19 protein-coding genes are annotated in these 15209 nt (G+C 66.4%); 4 read left to right on the top strand and 15 right to left on the bottom strand.

Annotated features, from left to right (window positions below; translation table 11 throughout):
- Positions 1–156: 156 nt before the first annotated feature.
- The 3 genes from ssb to MQP27_RS34920 are packed head-to-tail and all read right to left on the bottom strand — an operon-like array spanning position 157 to position 1078.
- The gene (gene ssb / locus MQP27_RS34930; RefSeq protein WP_242772702.1) at positions 157–582 is read right to left on the bottom strand and encodes a single-stranded DNA-binding protein; all 426 of its coding nucleotides are present in this window, start codon (positions 580–582) and stop codon (positions 157–159) included.
- A 5-nt stretch (positions 583–587) separates the two neighbouring features.
- Complete coding sequence (locus MQP27_RS34925) at positions 588–758, bottom strand: hypothetical protein (RefSeq protein WP_242772700.1); 171 nt, start codon at positions 756–758, stop codon at positions 588–590.
- Positions 759–772: 14 nt separating this feature from the next.
- A complete protein-coding gene (locus MQP27_RS34920; protein WP_242772698.1) occupies positions 773–1078 on the bottom strand; it encodes a hypothetical protein in 306 nt (101 codons plus the stop codon).
- 98 nt (positions 1079–1176) lie between these two features.
- Between MQP27_RS34920 and MQP27_RS34915 the strand changes: the two genes are divergently transcribed.
- Positions 1177–1320 (top strand): hypothetical protein, encoded by a 144-nt coding sequence (locus tag MQP27_RS34915; protein WP_242772696.1) that lies wholly within the window; start codon positions 1177–1179, stop codon positions 1318–1320.
- Here MQP27_RS34915 and MQP27_RS34910 read toward each other — a convergent pair.
- The 10 genes from MQP27_RS34910 to MQP27_RS34865 all read right to left on the bottom strand — a co-directional run bounded on the left by MQP27_RS34910 (position 1317) and on the right by MQP27_RS34865 (position 8990).
- Positions 1317–2711 (bottom strand): transfer protein, encoded by a 1395-nt coding sequence (locus MQP27_RS34910; protein WP_242772693.1) that lies wholly within the window; start codon positions 2709–2711, stop codon positions 1317–1319. The two genes, MQP27_RS34915 and MQP27_RS34910, sit on opposite strands and share 4 nt — an antisense overlap.
- Complete coding sequence (locus MQP27_RS34905) at positions 2711–3499, bottom strand: hypothetical protein (protein WP_242772690.1); 789 nt, start codon at positions 3497–3499, stop codon at positions 2711–2713. The genes MQP27_RS34910 and MQP27_RS34905 overlap by 1 nt, the downstream gene beginning before the upstream one ends.
- A gap of 78 nt (positions 3500–3577) precedes the next feature.
- Positions 3578–4006, bottom strand: a complete 429-nt coding sequence (locus tag MQP27_RS34900; protein WP_242772688.1) for a hypothetical protein — start codon at positions 4004–4006, stop codon at positions 3578–3580.
- Positions 4007–4011: 5 nt separating this feature from the next.
- Positions 4012–5334 (bottom strand): hypothetical protein, encoded by a 1323-nt coding sequence (locus tag MQP27_RS34895; protein ID WP_242772686.1) that lies wholly within the window; start codon positions 5332–5334, stop codon positions 4012–4014.
- Positions 5335–6004: 670 nt separating this feature from the next.
- Positions 6005–6199, bottom strand: coding sequence for a hypothetical protein (locus MQP27_RS34890; RefSeq protein ID WP_242772684.1), 195 nt, complete (start codon positions 6197–6199; stop codon positions 6005–6007).
- Positions 6200–6202: 3 nt separating this feature from the next.
- Positions 6203–6700 (bottom strand): hypothetical protein, encoded by a 498-nt coding sequence (locus MQP27_RS34885; RefSeq protein WP_242772682.1) that lies wholly within the window; start codon positions 6698–6700, stop codon positions 6203–6205.
- Positions 6701–6898: 198 nt separating this feature from the next.
- Complete coding sequence (locus MQP27_RS34880; RefSeq protein WP_242772680.1) at positions 6899–7954, bottom strand: hypothetical protein; 1056 nt, start codon at positions 7952–7954, stop codon at positions 6899–6901.
- Between the two features lie 27 nt (positions 7955–7981).
- Positions 7982–8365, bottom strand: coding sequence for an RRQRL motif-containing zinc-binding protein (locus tag MQP27_RS34875; RefSeq protein ID WP_242772678.1), 384 nt, complete (start codon positions 8363–8365; stop codon positions 7982–7984).
- On the bottom strand, positions 8365–8700 hold the full coding sequence (locus MQP27_RS34870) for a hypothetical protein (protein WP_242772676.1): 336 nt from the start codon (positions 8698–8700) through the stop codon (positions 8365–8367). Before MQP27_RS34870 ends, MQP27_RS34875 begins: the two co-directional genes overlap by 1 nt.
- Positions 8697–8990 (bottom strand): hypothetical protein, encoded by a 294-nt coding sequence (locus MQP27_RS34865; RefSeq protein ID WP_242772674.1) that lies wholly within the window; start codon positions 8988–8990, stop codon positions 8697–8699. Before MQP27_RS34865 ends, MQP27_RS34870 begins: the two co-directional genes overlap by 4 nt.
- Positions 8991–9911: 921 nt before the next feature.
- On the opposite strand from MQP27_RS34865, the gene MQP27_RS34860 reads away from it, so the two are divergent.
- Positions 9912–10922 (top strand): NsdA family TPR-like regulatory protein, encoded by a 1011-nt coding sequence (locus tag MQP27_RS34860; RefSeq protein ID WP_242772793.1) that lies wholly within the window; start codon positions 9912–9914, stop codon positions 10920–10922.
- On the opposite strand, the gene MQP27_RS34855 is transcribed toward MQP27_RS34860, so the two are convergent.
- The gene (locus tag MQP27_RS34855; protein ID WP_242772672.1) at positions 10906–11694 is read right to left on the bottom strand and encodes an NUDIX domain-containing protein; all 789 of its coding nucleotides are present in this window, start codon (positions 11692–11694) and stop codon (positions 10906–10908) included. The genes MQP27_RS34860 and MQP27_RS34855 overlap by 17 nt on opposite strands.
- A 254-nt stretch (positions 11695–11948) precedes the next feature.
- On the opposite strand from MQP27_RS34855, the gene MQP27_RS34850 reads away from it, so the two are divergent.
- Positions 11949–12278 carry a hypothetical protein gene (locus MQP27_RS34850; RefSeq protein WP_242772670.1) on the top strand — a complete coding sequence of 110 codons (330 nt, stop codon included), beginning with the start codon at positions 11949–11951 and terminating at the stop codon, positions 12276–12278.
- The gene (locus MQP27_RS34845; protein ID WP_242772668.1) at positions 12268–12666 is read left to right on the top strand and encodes a hypothetical protein; all 399 of its coding nucleotides are present in this window, start codon (positions 12268–12270) and stop codon (positions 12664–12666) included. Before MQP27_RS34850 ends, MQP27_RS34845 begins: the two co-directional genes overlap by 11 nt.
- Positions 12667–12742: 76 nt before the next feature.
- Here MQP27_RS34845 and MQP27_RS34840 read toward each other — a convergent pair whose 3' ends face one another.
- Positions 12743–14617 (bottom strand): pentapeptide repeat-containing protein, encoded by a 1875-nt coding sequence (locus MQP27_RS34840; RefSeq protein WP_242772666.1) that lies wholly within the window; start codon positions 14615–14617, stop codon positions 12743–12745.
- Between the last annotated feature and the right edge of the window lie 592 nt (positions 14618–15209).

Genomic DNA, 15209 nt, shown 5'->3' with positions numbered 1-15209 from the left:
GCAATATTGCAAAGATCCTTCGATCACAAGCAGTGAGCGCCTTGGCGCTCGAAGCTCAGCGATTGCTGTAGACCCATGCCACCCTGGGGACCGCGATCAGAGCTGGTCCGTCGCATCGTGTTAACCGTTGTTGCGTCATATGAACGAGGAGATGCTTTAGAACGGGGGTTTTGAGCTGTTGCCCTCGGCGGTCCAAGCGCTATCCGGCAGCGCGCCGTGCTTGCCGTTGATCGTGACCGTGGTGAAGCGCAGGGACGCGCCGATCTCGTCGACCTCGACGGCGAGCATCGAGCGGTTTTCGCCCTCCGGGGTCTTCCAGTCGTGCTGCCGGATCCGCCCGGACAGCACCACGCGCGAGCCCTTCGTCAGGGAGTCGGCGACGTGCTCGGCGAGCGCGCGCCAGGCGGTGCAGCGGAAGAACGTGGACGATCCGTCCTTCCACTGGTTCGACTCGCGGTCGAACATGCGCGGGGTGGAGGCGACGGTGAAGCGGGCCAGGGCCTGGCCGGACTCGGTCACCTTGACCTCGGGGTCGGCGGTCAGGTTGCCGATAATGGTGATCGGGGTCTCTCCGAACGACATGGTGATCACTCGCTTTCGGGGTTGGTGGGTCGGTCAGCGGCGGTGAAGTACAGGCGGACGCGCTTGCCATCGCGGGCGGGGTACTGGCGCGCCGGGCCGGTGTCGAACGCGGCGGCCAGGGTCTGGCCGATGCGGTCGGCGTCGTCCGGCTCACAGATCACGCGGATCTCGAACACAGCTCTCCTTGGGACTACTTGGAGCGGGCGAGCTTGAGGGTGATCCCGCCGGCGCCGACGGGTCCGGCGGCGCCGGCGATGATGGTCGCGGTGTGCGAGGCGACGTCCATGAGCCAGCACAGGGCGGCGACCACGCCCCACGTGCCGAGCGCGGCGGCGCCTGCAACCGCGAACGGAACAAGGAGCCGCTGCCACGGGACGCCCGTGCGCTCTGTGCTGTGGACGACGATGACGACTGGCGTTCTGGTGGCTTCGGCGCGGCGATAGGCATCGGCGGGTATGTGCGGGGCGAGGATCCCGGGCGGGTCCGTCGGATGCATGACGTACTCCCATCTGGCGTGGCAGGAAAGGGCTGTTGGGGCTGCCTGCCGCTGGTTGGCGGTGGTTTAGTGGAGGACTGGTCGGAAGGGGGGAACCGGTGGCGCACCTGCACTTCGACTGCTGGCACTGCGGCGAAGAGAACGTCGTCCACGGCGACGGCTGCGACTGCTGCGATCTCGTCGAAGTGCCAGCGGAGTGGGATTGCTGGAACTGCGGCGCGACGAACGCCACCCCGGACTAGTCGGCGAGCGTGTGCATGCCGCCGTCGGAGGTGATCCGGCCGTCCGCCTTCAGATCTCCGAGCGCGTTGCGGACGGATCCGGGCTTGACGGCCTTACCGCCGTCCGTCTTGACGGCTTCCAGCACGCCGTACGTGTCCAGCGGGCCGTTCCTCAGTGCGGCGATGATCCGGTCGGGCAGGCGCAGCGAGCGGCCCGGTGAGGCGGCCCCCGAAGGTGCCGGTGCTGACGTCCCGTCACCGCTCTCGTCGTCGTAGAGCGGCAGGATGACGCCCGTGCCGCGTACGGCGTACTGCTCGCCGGCCAAGTCCACGGAAGTCGCTTCGAGGGCGGGCACGGGGCCGTCGCCGTACAACTCCACGATCTCCGGGTCCAGGCCCGGGGTCGGGGCGATAGAGCCGACGCGGGAGAAACGCAGCATGGCCGTGGGGTGTTCGCCCGTGAGGTGGTAGGCCATGCCCTGCGTGCCGGGGCGGTCATCATCGGCGTCCGCGTCCAGCCGCGAGCGCAGGGTGCGCACTCCGAGGTACTTCGGGATCGGCTGAAGCTGTTCGCCGGTCGGCAGCAGACCGTCGGAGACGAGTTGCCGCATCATGCCCGACGACCAGCGCAGCAGGATCACTTCGCCTTCCTTGAGCATGCCGCGCAGAGTGTCGCTGCCGCCCATTTCTTCCAGGTGGGAGGCTTGCGCGGCCAGGCCGGCGCCGACGCCGACCGAGCGGCCCGTACGCCCCAATTCCTTGACCAGGGCAGTGGCTTCGTCGCGGTACGGGGCGCCCTTCTCCAGCAGGCGGTTCGCTTCGTCGATCCAGACGAACAGCAGCGGGTCGGGGTCGTCCTTGAGGAACGCGGTGCGTCCCAGGGAGGCGTAGCGGCGCATCCGCTCTTCGGCGACCGCGACGGCCGCTCGGAGCATGTGGAAGGCCTCTTCCTGCGTGGTGGCGTGCCAGTCGACCTGCCCCTTGGCCTCCGGTACGGACTGGCCGGACTTCAGGTCGGCGAGCCACGTGACGGCGCCGTTGCGCTTGAGGGCCGCGAGGATGAGCTGAAGGCTTCGGCTCTTGCCGGCGCCGGTCGTGCCGAACAGGGCGATGCGCTGGGCGCTGCCCGTGAGGATGTCGTACAGCCGCAGGTGGACCGGGCGGCCGTTGTGGTACCGGCCGATGACGATCCGACCCTTGCGGTCCATCGTCAGGTCGTGGTCGGTCGGCGCGGGCGTGGCGGCGAGCGGGTTGGAGGGGTAGACGGTAACCAGGGCGCGACTCATGCCGTCCTGCTCGACGACGACCCGCGCGGGGTCGTCCACCCGCAGGGCCGCGCACAATGCCATGTGGTCGTAGCGGCCCAACCCGCCGTAGGGAGTGGCGATTTCGATCTCGTACAACTGGCCCATCAGGTCAGTTCCTTGTCCACGTCTATCGCGGTGACCTTGAGCAACTCCGTGCCGGGCAGCACCTGAGCGGCGATGTGTTCGGCCCATGCCGCATGCGGGTCGCTGGATGTCGGCGCCTGGCCGACGGTGAGCCGCTTGAGACCCGCCCCGCGGCCCGGCACGGTCGTGATGGCGATCAGCTCTTCGGGGACGTCCATGAGAGCGGACAGGTGCGCGAGCGAGATCGGCGGTACCGGCTGACCCTCCGGAGCGGCGATGACCGCTTGCAGCGAGTCGGGGCCGGTCTGCTTGGGGTCGATCAGGCGAGTTCCGGGGGCGATGCCGCCCTCGACGCCGACGCGCTCGGCCCACCACCGCGACAACGGGTGCGCCTCGACGACCACGGCGGGTGCCGTGGCGACGACGGCCGGGGCGGGTTCCCTGCCGAGCAGGGAGCGGGCCAGGCGCGCGGGTCGGGTGAACCACACGCCGGCCGTCCACGCGGCCACCGCCAGGGCCTCGGCCCAATGGGTGCCGGGAACGATGCGTTCGGCCGCGAGGATGGCCAGCAGACCGGCGCCGGGAGTCACGTACAGGGCTCGCGCCGTGATCGTCACGAACCGGTGGGCGAGGCTGAAGGCGGTGGCGAAGAGCAGACCGGCGCCGGTCGCCGCGATGGTGGCGAGCGCGGTCGGTGCGGCAAAGTCGTCGGTGAACAGGCCGCAGGTCAGGGCCGCCGATCCGGCCAGGGTGGCGGCGCGGCCCGTGTAGTTGCGGGCGACGGCGATGTACGTGCGCAGGGGCAGCATGGCGGTCCTTCCGCGGGAGGGAAACAAGCGGAGGACGGCCCGATTGCTTCCGGGCCGTCCTCGTGCGCGCTGGTTGATCTAGCGGTTGCTGTAGTACTCGCGGTCGGCCACCTGGCCGTCCTTGGAGTTCATGGCGTCGGCCACCGGGCCGTAGTCGGCGCGGTGCGCGTCGGCCGTCTGCTGGAACATCACCGACAGGTCGGAGGCGGCTTCCGCCATCGCGTCGGCCTCTTCCAGAACCGAGCGCATGACGCTGGCCGCGTCGTAGTGAGCGGCCACCACGTCACCATCCACGTGCAGGGAGGCGGCTTTGTCGGCGAGCCGGTCGACGGAGGCGGCGCATCCCTCCACGTATCGGTAGGCCGATCGGACGGCCTCCGAGAGCAGACCCAACGCGACGCCTGCGGCGGCGAGTTGGGTCAGTAGGACGGTGTAACGCACGGCCTCGCCGATGTATTCCGTGGTCGTGGCCAGGACGCCCCGTGGGCGGGGGACGAGTTCGGACATGGGCCCTACTCCTCGTGGTATTCGCGCTTGGCGGGGGCGACGTGCCCGGCGTCCTTCACGGCGTCGGCCACGTGCTTGTCCTCGGCCGCCGCCTTCTGCCCCGCGGCGGCGATGGCTTCGGAGGCGCGCGGCAGGGTCTCGGCGACGGCCTCGGCGCGGTTCTTGACCGTCTCGGCCTTCTCTATGAGCCGTACGACCATGCCCGCCAGGAGGCCGGGAACCTTCAGGTCCAGGATCTTGGAGTAGAGGGCTTCCAGGCGGTCCGACATCGCTTCGCACTTCTCGGCGGCGAGACGCGCGTGGTCGGCGCCGGCCAGGATCTCCTGTGCCATGTCGGCGTCGGATTCGATGACGTCATAGACCGTCAGGTCACTGTCGGTGTACTGCGTGCGCTTGACCGGTGCGGTCATGAGACCTCCCGTCGGTACTGGACGCGGTGTCGGCGCCGTGGTGCCGGGCCGTTGGGTGTACGGGGTGGGAGCCGCCGAAAGCGCTCGCTGGCCGGTCGTCACCGCGGCCGGAGTGCGCCCCGGGGACGGCCGGTCCGCCCGTTCGACGGTGACCGTGTAGTCCACGACCCACCCCGGCGGGGGCTTCAGCCACTCGCCACCCGAGCGGGGCGCCCCGGAGGGGCCTGCGGTCGGCTGCTGCCGCGGGCGCCGGGTCCTGGTGCGCCGCGTCCTGGTCCGGGTTCCGGGCCGCTTGCGGCCTCCCTTGCGCTTGCGCCGGCGCTTGGAGCCGGTGGCCGTCGGGCCGGTCGTGGGGGCGCCGCGGCCCCGCCAGGGACGCGAGCCAGGAGCTCCGCCCGGCGTACGGACAGACGACGCGCCGCCCGCTCCCGGCTTGCCGGGCCGCTTGGCCGAACTGACCGCCGCAGGCCCCCGTTTGGCCGGTACCGCCACGCCCGCTCCGGTCTTCGCCGTGGGCGTCTTGGCGGTGCTGATGACCGGCGGATCCAGGTTTCGGCGCCGCTTCTTGAGCCTGCGCCGGGCCTCCTTCGCGATGGCCTGCGGCAGCGTACGACGGCCCGAATCGGGCCGGGAACCGCCGGAACCCGCAGGAGTCCGGCCCGCCGAATCGGCCCGGTGCGCGGGGCCGTTACGGATCCGGTCGGCCGCGCGGTCGCGGACGGCTGCACGGATGCCGGGCCCCCGACGGTGCGCCGGGGCGAGCGCGTCCGGGCGGTGCCCTGCGCTGCGGAGGGCTTCCCTGCGGGCGTCCCTGGCCCGGCGGTGGTCCGCAGGGCTCGCGACGCCCTTACGGCCACCAGCGAGAGCGTCCGCGGGCCGCCGGGCCGGCGTACTGGACGGCCGCAGGGCCGCCGGCACGCCCCGGGATGCGGGCGCCGCTCCCCGCGGAGCGGCAGCGGCCCGCGGCAACGCGGGCAGGCGTCCGCTGTTCCCTCTCACCGACCGGCCGAATTCGGGGCCGGACTGTATCCGGGCCCGCCGGTTTTCCCTTCGGTCATCCGGTCGCGTCTGTGCGGCAATTGCCTTGTGGTGATCCGCGCGAGCCTTCAGATATTCGGCGATGTGGAAGGCGCCCCGCAGAGCGGCCACAGCAATACCGGCGGCCATCACCATCGTCATGGCAGCCACATTCCGTACCGGACGATCCGACGGATCGACGACGGAATGCACCATCGCGGCGTGATCCACTTCCGAATCGTCCCCGTCGCCGTCCTCCCCGCCCGGAACTACCGGATCGGGCAGGGAGAGATGCGATGGCGGTACGGCGTCCGGTGTGGACGGAAGGACCGGGAAGGGTCCCGCGCCCTCCGGGGTGCCGCCGCCGGGATCCGTTGGCGTCGGCGACGGGGGATCGGCCAGGCGCACCAAGGGGAGGTCAATGACCCTCCCCGGGCCGTCATCGTCGGCCATGTCCCCTCCTCTCTACGACTACTTGACGTGATGGGAGGTGATGCCTTACGCGCGCGTGACGCGCGCCTGTGGCCCCCGGACGGACCCGGAGGGCGGTGAGGATGATGAGCGCGGAGCGTTACCCCAGGACCGACGACAGCCGCTCGTGCAGCAGGCGGACCAGGGCGGCCCACAGCGGGTCGTCGTCGCCGACGTAGGCGCGGGCCATGTCAACCAGGACGATGGCCCGCTGACGGTTCGTCGTCGCCGCTTCCTGCCGCTGCTTCCAGCGCTCCGCCTTCAGCTGGCGACTGCGCAGCGAGCCCTCTGCCACCGCTCAGGCCTCCCTCGATAGGTAGTCCATGAACGACGGCCCGTCGTCGCCGTTGCGGAGCGCCGGAGCCGAATTCGGCGCCATTCCCGGAGCCAAGTGGCGGACGTTGTCAGCCGAATTCAGGGCCGCCTTACCGCCCTGCGCCTTCAACTCCTTCGCGCGCTTCTTCTCCAGGGCCTTTGCCTCGCGCTTCGCGGGCAGGGCCTCGTAGTTCTTCTCGTATCGCTTGTTGACGGTCACCAGGGACGTCAGCGCGCTTTCCAGGCTGTCAACCGCCTGGAAAATGGGCCGGACCGTCGACCACGCCCGGATTCGGTCCTGATACGGCATGTCGCCGAACAGGCGCCCGTCCTCCGCCAGGTCCGCCTGAAGCTCACGGGCCAGGCGGCGCAGGTCGTCGACGACCGGCTGTATCTGCTGCCGTCGCTGCTGAAGGTGGATCCGGCGCCCCTCGGAGGTACGGAGCATCTCCGGCGTCCACGCGTTGTTGTTGGTCCCCACGGGGGAGCCTCCTTGATTCGTGCCAGGCCAGGGCACCAGGGCCAGCTCACCGGGTCTGCGCGCCGGGTCTGCGAGGGGGTCGCTCACCGGGTCTCACCGGGTCTGCTTCACTGGTGCGGTCGACTGCTTCCGGCAGTCGCGACGAAGGCCAGCCCAATTGCCCTGGGCTGGCCTTCATTGCGTCGTGCCGGACGACGGTCAGGCTTCGGATTCCTCGTGGGACATCAGCGAGCCCCACGCCTTGCGCACGCGCTGTTCCCCGCCCACGAACCCTGCCTCGCGGAACGCGGCGACGGCCTGGCGGTAGGAGAGCGGCGGGTCGTCGGTGTAGCGCAGGTGCCGGAGCACGACCACGAGTTGGACGTCGTCCAGCGGCTCCCCGGGCTGCGGGGTGGGCACGCCGGCCACGCCCGCGATCTCGTCCAGCGTCACGGGCGGCTTGGCCGGAGGCGTCACGGGCGTGACGGCCTGCGGCGGAACGGTCTCGAACTCGGCCGTGACCTGCGTGTCTTCCGCCGTCACGGGGGGTGTGACGCTTTCCTTGCCGGAGGCCTCGACGGCGGGCCGCTCGGGGGTTGCCGTCACGGCCGCGGCGGGGGCCGTGACGGGCAGGGCGAACATGCCCGCAAGCGCCGCGTCCGCGCCGTCGCTCATGCGCTCGCGCTGCACGTCGACCAAGCGCGCCCCGAGCAGGGCATCGCCGGTACCGACCTTCTTGGCGAGCTTCCACGACGCGCGCTCGGAGTCCTCGCGGGCGCCTTGGTCGGGGTGGTTGGCGGCGCGGGCGCGGTGGTAGGCGAGGCGCTGCACGACCGCGGCGTTGCGGCGCTGGGCCTCGACGTCCACGCCGGTGCGGTAGACCACGATGCGCCGTGCGAGCAGACCCATGCCCTCCGCCGACACGCACATGGCCAGCGGGGTGACGGCGAACACCACCGCTTCCGTCACGGTGTTGGCGACCGCGGCACCGGTCAGGGAGGCCACCGCGGGCAGCGTCCACAGCCCGAGCCGGACGGCCGCAGGGGCGGACTGTCCGAGCATGGTCAGGCCCACCAGGACCAGCGCGAGCACCAGGGTGGCGCCCTCCCCGGCGGCGATCACTCCGAGCGCGGTGGCGGAGCGGTGGAAGACGGAGGTGATGTTGCTGTAGGTGCCGACCGCGCCCAAGCCGCCGAACGCGACCATGGGTACCGCGGCGGCTCCCAACACGATGATCTGGCCCCAGCTCAGGGCCCGTTCTCGGGTCTCGTACATCGGATCTTCCTGTCGTCGAAGGGGAGTTCAGGCGTCGCGCTGTTCCTCGGCGGTGATGCACATGCCGCAGATGCCGTGCGAGCGCGGGATGCAGTAGCCGACATCGAGCAGGCAGCGGGGGCAGGTGCGTCGGGCGAGCATCGCCAGCGCGAGCGCACCCCACTTGCGCGACGTCATCGGGCGGACCGGCTTGGCGCGGTCGATGCGGTAGAGGTAGCCAACCCGCACCCCGCCGGCACGCCGGTTGACCCGCATCACCTGTGCGGCGATCGGCTGGCCGCCGGGCCGTAAGCCGCGGGTGCGGAGCTGTCGGCGGGTGGCTAGGCCGTCGGGGGCCAGGCGCCAGGGGTAGGTAGGGATGCCGTGGCGGGCGCCGGTCGGGTCGAAGCACTTGCCGAACGCGCCCGACATCAGGCCACTGCTCCGGCCACCGCCGGGGCGGGGGTGGGGATGTGGCCGTAGCCGACCAGTTCGAGCGTGGCGCCCGCGTACTCCGTCGTCGTACGCAGCACGCGCGTACGGCCCCCGCTCTGCGTGTCGTGGGTTACCGCGTCCGGGACGATGCCCAGCGCGTCGCGCCAGGCCTCGAAGCCGGCCAAGTCCTCGTGGAAGTCCAGCTCAAGCCGGTCGGGCCAGATAGTGGTCACCCGCACCGCGGGGGCCGGCAGGTGCCCGAAGTCGACAGCCAGCAGGCGCAGCGCCCGCAGCGGCACGGACAAGTCGTCCAGCGTCAGACCGTCGCTCATGCCGCAACTCCCTTGCGCGCCGCACGGTGGCGGGCAGGGCGGGCCAGCGGAACCACGTCGAAAAGGTCCGGGCGATCGTCGACGATGCGCGCGGCGAGGCGAATCAGATCATCGGGCAGGTTGCGGTACTCGGGGTGAGCGAGGATGTCGCGCGCCGCGTCCAGCCGCGCCGCCCGCTCTTCATCGGTCTCGCCCTCTACCCCGAGCCACAACTCAACAGGGGTGCCGAGCGCGAGTTCCGCGAACTCCGTCGCGGTGATGGCCTGATGACCGGCAACGATGCACTTCATGGAGGTCTCTCCTCACAGGGAACGGCCCGTCAACGCCCCGGAGTTGCCTCGACGGAGCGCGTGCCTTGGGGAAGATCCGCACCGGATGCGGTGCGGGGTAGGACCCTCGAAGTCCTCATCAAACGGGCAGGCCACCGACGTGACGCCTGCGCCCTGCCTGCATGACGAGCGGCAGTCCGGGTCATCACTCCCGTCTGCACTCGCAGGTGCGGCATTCCGACGAACCCTCTCCAGGTGTCCGTGTGCCGCCCTTGTTGCCACGTGGCCAGTTCGCCTCGGTCGTCGCGCCCGTCTGCCCTTACGGGTACGGGGATGAACCGCTCGCTTGGCCGGCCGCTCCGGTGTCACCCAGAAGCGGCCACCAGCCACGTTTTCGGGGATGTTCTGGCCTCCCCGAGCGCCGTTCCGATCTGCCCTGCTCGCCCCGGACCCGACCTAGCGGATCCGCCGGCTCAGCCGCTGTCACCTTCCGCATCGACTGCGGAGTCGTCACCAGCGGGACACAGCAGATCTTCGGTTGTCAAAGATCGAATTGCGCCTTGCACACACCACGCTCCGATGCGACTCGGAAATCTGGTGCGCACCAGTAGAGTGCAACTGGTGCGCACCAGAGTCAAGGGCTCTCGCCGATTCGGGAGGGCGATCGCCCCTCGCGGTGCACCTCAAGGAGACCGTTCGAGACAGGGGATCCGGTAGCCAACAGGGCTTAACCCCCGTCCTGTTAACCCCTGTTGACCTGCGGCAATGTGAGGCATCCTGGGGGAGTCAGTGAGTGGACGTATCGCCGGACGGTGGTCTGTGAGCACAGGACTTCGAAGTGCGCGAACGGCGCGCGGCTGGTCTCAGGAACGACTGGTTCGCGAGATCGAGCAGTACGCCCGACGGCATGTCACTGACGTGGCCTCAACGGCGAGTTTGCGGGTGTACGTGTCCGAGTGGGAGAACGGCAAGCGCACCATCTCGGATCGCTACGCGGAGATCCTGCGCCGACTCCTTGGCGTCACCGATGTCGAGTTGAGGGGCGGCGCGGACGCTGTCGCCCTGCCCGTGGCGGACGGGTATGACGAACTCTTGAGCAGGATCGATTCAGCCAGCAGCGTCGGCGAGTCCATGGTGCAGGCGTTCAACGCCCAGACCGAGCTACTGCGCACCATGGACCGGCAGTTGGGCGCAGCGGGCCTGGTGGACCAGATGACGGGCCACCTGGCCGCACTCGAGGACGCACTGAACTTCGCAGTCCTGCCGAGCACGCGTCGCCCCGTGGCCCTGGCGCTCGCGGGAGCGTCGACCCTGGCTGCGTGGCAGGCGATCGACTCGGGAGCCGTCGAACGAGCATGGCGGCACTACGAGTTGGCGAAGCGTGCGGCGCACGACGCTGAGGCTCCGATGTACCTAGCGCATGCCATGGCAGAGCAGGCGTACGTACTCTGCGAGGCTGGTCGGCCGGCCTTGGGCGTGGAGCTGGTTCGCGATGCCCAACGCTCCCTTGGCCAGGACGGATCGCCTCGCCTCCGGGCATGGCTGTACGCCGCTGAAGCTGAGCTGTGCGCTCACGTCCCGGGAATGGCAGACGACTGCCGGCGAGCGCTCGATACGGCCATGGCCACCATCCCGCCCGGTTCCGAGGACCGAGACCCGGACATGTTGAGCATCTTCTTGAACGGCGCTCACTTGACGCGGTGGCAGGGCAACGTCCTGGCTCTACTGGGGGACGACGACGCGGTGACCAGCCTCTACAGCGCTCTAGAAGTCGCCGATCCGACGTTCGTACGGGCAAAAGCCGGTCTGCACACCGATCTCGCACAAGCTCACGTGGCACGAGCCGAGTACGACGACGCGCACACCCACTTGAGGCAGGCTCGCCTCTTGGCGAGCCGCACGGGTTCGGTACGGCAGCGCCGTCGCGTCGACTTGCTCAGTGCTCGGCTGTGACGCCTGGCTTGCTGCGGCTCGCCAGGATGTGAAGCAGGCCAACCAGGGTGCCGGAGCCCATCAGTTCACCGCGCGCCATGAGCCCCGGAACGTCGGCCAACGGAACCCACTCGATGTGCGCGGCCTCTTCGAGATCCGTCGGTGAACCGACCTGCTCAGCTCCGTGACCCACGAAGATTTCGTGAGGCGAGTCGACCATACCGACCATGGGCTGATAGGTGACGACGTGCTCAAGTGACTTCGGCCGCCAGCCGGTCTCTTCCACGACTTCCCGAAGCGCCGTGTCCGCGGCCTCCTCCCCTTCGTCCACGATGCCGCCGGGGAGCTCCCAACCGAACTGCTGCGGGACGAAGCGGTACCGCCACATCATGAGCACGCGGTCTTGATCGTCCAACACCGCTGTGATGGCGACGTGGTGCAGCTTCACGACGTGGTGCTCGAAGCGCTCGACACCGGGGGGCTCCACGTCCCAGAGCTGGAGCTTGACCCACTCGTTGTCGTATAGGTCGCGCTCGCCGTGGATCTGCCACGGCTCAAGACCCTCAGGAGCCTTCACACTGACGGCACCCGGTACCCGGTACGAGCTTCGCCCGCGAACCTCCAAGGCGCCTTCAACTACGAGCCGCGTCAGCACTTGCCGGAGAGCGGTCCGGCCAATCCCGAGTTCGTCGACCAGCGTGCGTTCCGAGGGGAACTTGTCGCCGGGGGCGTACTCGCCGGCGGCGAGCCGTGCGCGAAGCGCCTCGTAGACCTTGGTCGTCTTCGGTCCCATCCGCGGAGCACTCTCCGTTCTGCAGTGGTGTGCACCAGCGTAGCGGGTGGGCACCGCACCGCCCCCGGCCTGGACACCCATGTCCTGTTTCACGTCAAGGCGGGAGCTGCACTTATCGAGTGGTGGTGCTCTTCATTCGAACGACGAATGACGCCAATCGCCAAAGCTATCCTCACCTTGATCGATAACGCTTAAGAGGAACAACCTGTCGAGAGGCAGGTGAATTTTCCCTACGGCTTGGCTACGATGTGAGGGTGGAAGAATTAATCCGCAACATTCAACAAGCCCTTAGCTCGGGCATACATGCCTTGGTCAATGTGCCGTGGCTTGCAGTTGTGGTTATTGGGGCCACCCTTCTGACGACCATGGCGCGACAGCTATTCTTGCGCTATCTCTCGCGGGAGAAAAGATTCGAGGTGGTTCTCAGAAGACTTGCGCTAGGGGGACAGTTGGAGGAAGTCAATCCTCCTGGCCCCAAGGATCCTGAGGATATGTGGGACGTAACCGACGACGAAGATGACGAGTGGTGGGTGGTCGGAAACCCGGATTCTGATTCGAATTCGGAGCGGAACCATGACAAATAGAGAACTGGAGGGAAAGAAACCTGAACGCAAGCCGGTTATCACGGCAGACAAGATCAGCGGGGCAAGTGTTGCGACTCTAGTCGTTACCATCGGATGGAACATAGGAGCAAATACTTGGCCAGGGAGGGCATGCATTTGGGCAGCGCCTTGGTTAGTTCTATTTCTGCCAATGATGATGGCGACCGTCATAAACTACCTCGATGACAGTCTCAAGAACTGGCAGTTCAACACTCAACGCAAGAGACTTGTGGAACTGGCGAATCGGGAGCCAAACTCGGCGACGAGCAGAAAAATACGTGCGCAACTTGCGGCGGCCGATTTGGAGCATGCTGAACGCATTCGTCAGAGAATGCGCGGCACTGATCCGGAAACGTCAGCAACAGAGTGAGTGGGCATACTTGAGATCGAGGGCAGTCAGTCTAGCTGCTGAGCGGTTGTCAGGTTTGACACCTGAGAATAGTAGGTCATGAGCGTTTCACGCGCCCTCTAATAGCCAAAATTGCGAGGCCCAGCAGGATTGGTTCTGTGAAGCGAGAGATCATCTCTATCCAGATACCGGGAGCTGTTAGACCCTGGCCGCTTGAGCGAAATATAACCGAATTCACAACTACGCGGCCGGATCTTTCCAGGCGGCTCAGTGTCCAGCGTTCATCGAAAGGCAAGTATAGGTGCTGCTTGGGAACTTCGATCATTAGCGTTGTTTCACTTCCAGGGCTGGAAATGACTCCGGTGGCTGTTTGCTTCGCCAAGTGATCAGGAAGCCCCCACCCCATCATAAGTACTATGGTGACTGTCATTGCGATCAATAGCCAAGTAACGGCGCGTGATGCCCGGAGGCCGAAACCAGACAGTGCCCAGTAGGCGTGTAGGAGGCCACGTTCGCTTCGGCTCACGTTCTCACTCCGCCGCCTCATCTCCATTTCGCCGTAGTAGAAATCTGCTGCTCCCGGCTCGTTTGAACCATCCTCAAACGCTTTGCGAATTTGACGATAAATTGCGGCGACATTCTGAGCGCTGGGCGGTTCGTCAGTGTTTCCGTCGCCTGCGTCCCAGCCTTTCCTTTCTAGGTCTTTTGTTGAGCGTCGCGATCGCCAATAGATCTCATCCCGAAGCGTCTTACGCGGTGACCACCGTCGGAGAGGAACGATGGATCGACCCCATTGTATTCCGCGTGGTGGAGTGGCGAAGCGGCACTCCCCTTCGAGGGTTATCTGATCCAAATGATACGCCCCGCTAAAGGAGCACTGGCTCACGTCTACATCGTTCAGAACGAGAAGCGCCGCATTGACCCCCGCAAGTTGGAATACCTTGCTAAGGGGGTTCAAGTCTCCCGCTTCAGGATCGGGAACCACTTGGTCACCCAGTGTGAACTGGTGACGATGGGATGAGATGGTCAAGGGCGAACTTAGATGCACGTCAGTAAGGAACACTTTAGCGAAGCGGACGCTAAAGGTCGCTGCCGCCAAGAATGTTGCCCGAGCGAGTACAAGATTCCTTGTACTTACTTCAAAACGTACGGAACGTTCGAAGTGTGCGTATCCCAGATTGACGTCCCTTGCGCTAATCGGCCCGTGAAATAGGTCAGCAAATTGGCTGCCTTTGAAACTGATACCACCCTGGCAAACGGCGCCGCTGAAATCAGCTTCGTTCTGAAACTTAACCCCGGTGAATACAGAGAGCTTCCCGAACCGGGCTCCGGAGAACATTGCCAGCCCGTCGAAGATGGTTTCTGCGAATATGCCGCCATTTGGAAACTTGCTGTACCGGAAGTTAGCGCCCTTGGCAAAGTTGACTCCTTCGAAGTTGGCGAGGTCGCTGAAGTTTGCGTTGCGAAAATATGGCTGATTAATGAAGGCGGCCCCGCGGAATCGTGTCGCCTGAAACTGCGTTTTGCTGAATGAGGCATTGTCGAGGTTGGACATTTCAAAGGTTGCAAAGTCTTCAAAAATACACTCATCGAAGTTTAGTGACGGCCATCTTTCCAGGGTGGAAAAGTTCGCCTCACCCTTGAATCGGGCCCTAGATAGATTTGCCGCCTTACCGAGCGTGGCGGACTGAAATGTCACGCTTGAGTTAAAGGTAGCCCTAAGGAAGCAGGCAGATTCGTGGAAAACGGCGTGGGTAAAGTCTGCGGATTCAAATGATGCGTCATCAAACCAGGTGGCGCCCTGAAAGCCGAAGCGCTTGAAGTCGATAGGTGCTAGAAAGTGGCAGCGTGTGAATAGCGCCTCACCGAAAGCTGAGCATCGCACGATTGCTTGTTGTAGTTCTTCCGTGAGTGAAGCGGTGAATTCGACTCCTCGGAAGTCAACAGGGTCCCCGGTGTCAAGCCCGTCCAAGAAACTGGATCGTTCGTGACTCGCCAGGTGGGCAACGCAGCGGTTGTACGGCGGGGTCTGAACGCCAATACAGTGTGTATCGGCTTGGCAGGTGGGCCAGGCAGGTTCTGTCATGCCATTGTTTTACAGGGTCGGCCTCCATCCCGTTGCCGAATCGGCAAGTTGGGGCGGGTTAGTCCCCATGAAGCGGGAACGACATGGGGCGGGCGATAGCACGTCCAAGGTTCGGTCGACGATTCCAAGATCAGGACGGTACGTGGACCAGATTCAGTAGGTTCGTGCGATTGATGCGGAAAACAGCAGGTCAAGGCACGGACTTATGAGCGATCTTGAGGGGACTGTAAATCTGCCGGCTCAGCCTTCCCAGGTTCGAATCCTGGCGCCGCCACTTTGGGGAAGACCCCCTCCGAACTGCGGAAACGCAGCGCGGAGGGGGTTTCTGCGTGCTCCAGGGTGATCTTTCGAGTGGAATCGAAACTGGGTGACTTGTCTCACGCTGTGACGCGTGGATCCCGGGGCTGGTCAGGGTTTTCGGGCCATACGCGGGCCAAGTTGGGACGCCGGCGATCGTGTTGGCTGCAGTGTCGTCCGG

The organism is Streptomyces cylindrosporus, assembly GCF_022698165.1.
Taxonomy (GTDB): domain Bacteria; phylum Actinomycetota; class Actinomycetes; order Streptomycetales; family Streptomycetaceae; genus Streptomyces; species Streptomyces cylindrosporus.
The sequence above is the reverse complement of the archived record's forward strand: the minus strand, read 5'-3'. Positions and strand labels throughout refer to the sequence as shown.

Excerpts from the sequence above, each read along its gene's own strand:
- ssb (WP_242772702.1), bottom strand. The coding sequence starts at position 582 with ATGTCGTTCGGAGAGACCCCGATCACCATTATCGGCAACCTGACCGCC.
- MQP27_RS34865 (WP_242772674.1), bottom strand. The coding sequence starts at position 8,990 with ATGAAGTGCATCGTTGCCGGTCATCAGGCCATCACCGCGACGGAGTTC.
- MQP27_RS34910 (WP_242772693.1), bottom strand. The coding sequence starts at position 2,711 with ATGGGCCAGTTGTACGAGATCGAAATCGCCACTCCCTACGGCGGGTTG.
- MQP27_RS34870 (WP_242772676.1), bottom strand. The coding sequence starts at position 8,700 with ATGAGCGACGGTCTGACGCTGGACGACTTGTCCGTGCCGCTGCGGGCG.
- MQP27_RS34900 (WP_242772688.1), bottom strand. The coding sequence starts at position 4,006 with ATGTCCGAACTCGTCCCCCGCCCACGGGGCGTCCTGGCCACGACCACG.
- MQP27_RS34905 (WP_242772690.1), bottom strand. The coding sequence starts at position 3,499 with ATGCTGCCCCTGCGCACGTACATCGCCGTCGCCCGCAACTACACGGGC.
- MQP27_RS34880 (WP_242772680.1), bottom strand. The coding sequence starts at position 7,954 with ATGTACGAGACCCGAGAACGGGCCCTGAGCTGGGGCCAGATCATCGTG.
- MQP27_RS34920 (WP_242772698.1), bottom strand. The coding sequence starts at position 1,078 with ATGCATCCGACGGACCCGCCCGGGATCCTCGCCCCGCACATACCCGCC.
- MQP27_RS34845 (WP_242772668.1), top strand. The coding sequence starts at position 12,268 with ATGACAAATAGAGAACTGGAGGGAAAGAAACCTGAACGCAAGCCGGTT.
- MQP27_RS34875 (WP_242772678.1), bottom strand. The coding sequence starts at position 8,365 with ATGTCGGGCGCGTTCGGCAAGTGCTTCGACCCGACCGGCGCCCGCCAC.
- MQP27_RS34855 (WP_242772672.1), bottom strand. The coding sequence starts at position 11,694 with ATGGGACCGAAGACGACCAAGGTCTACGAGGCGCTTCGCGCACGGCTC.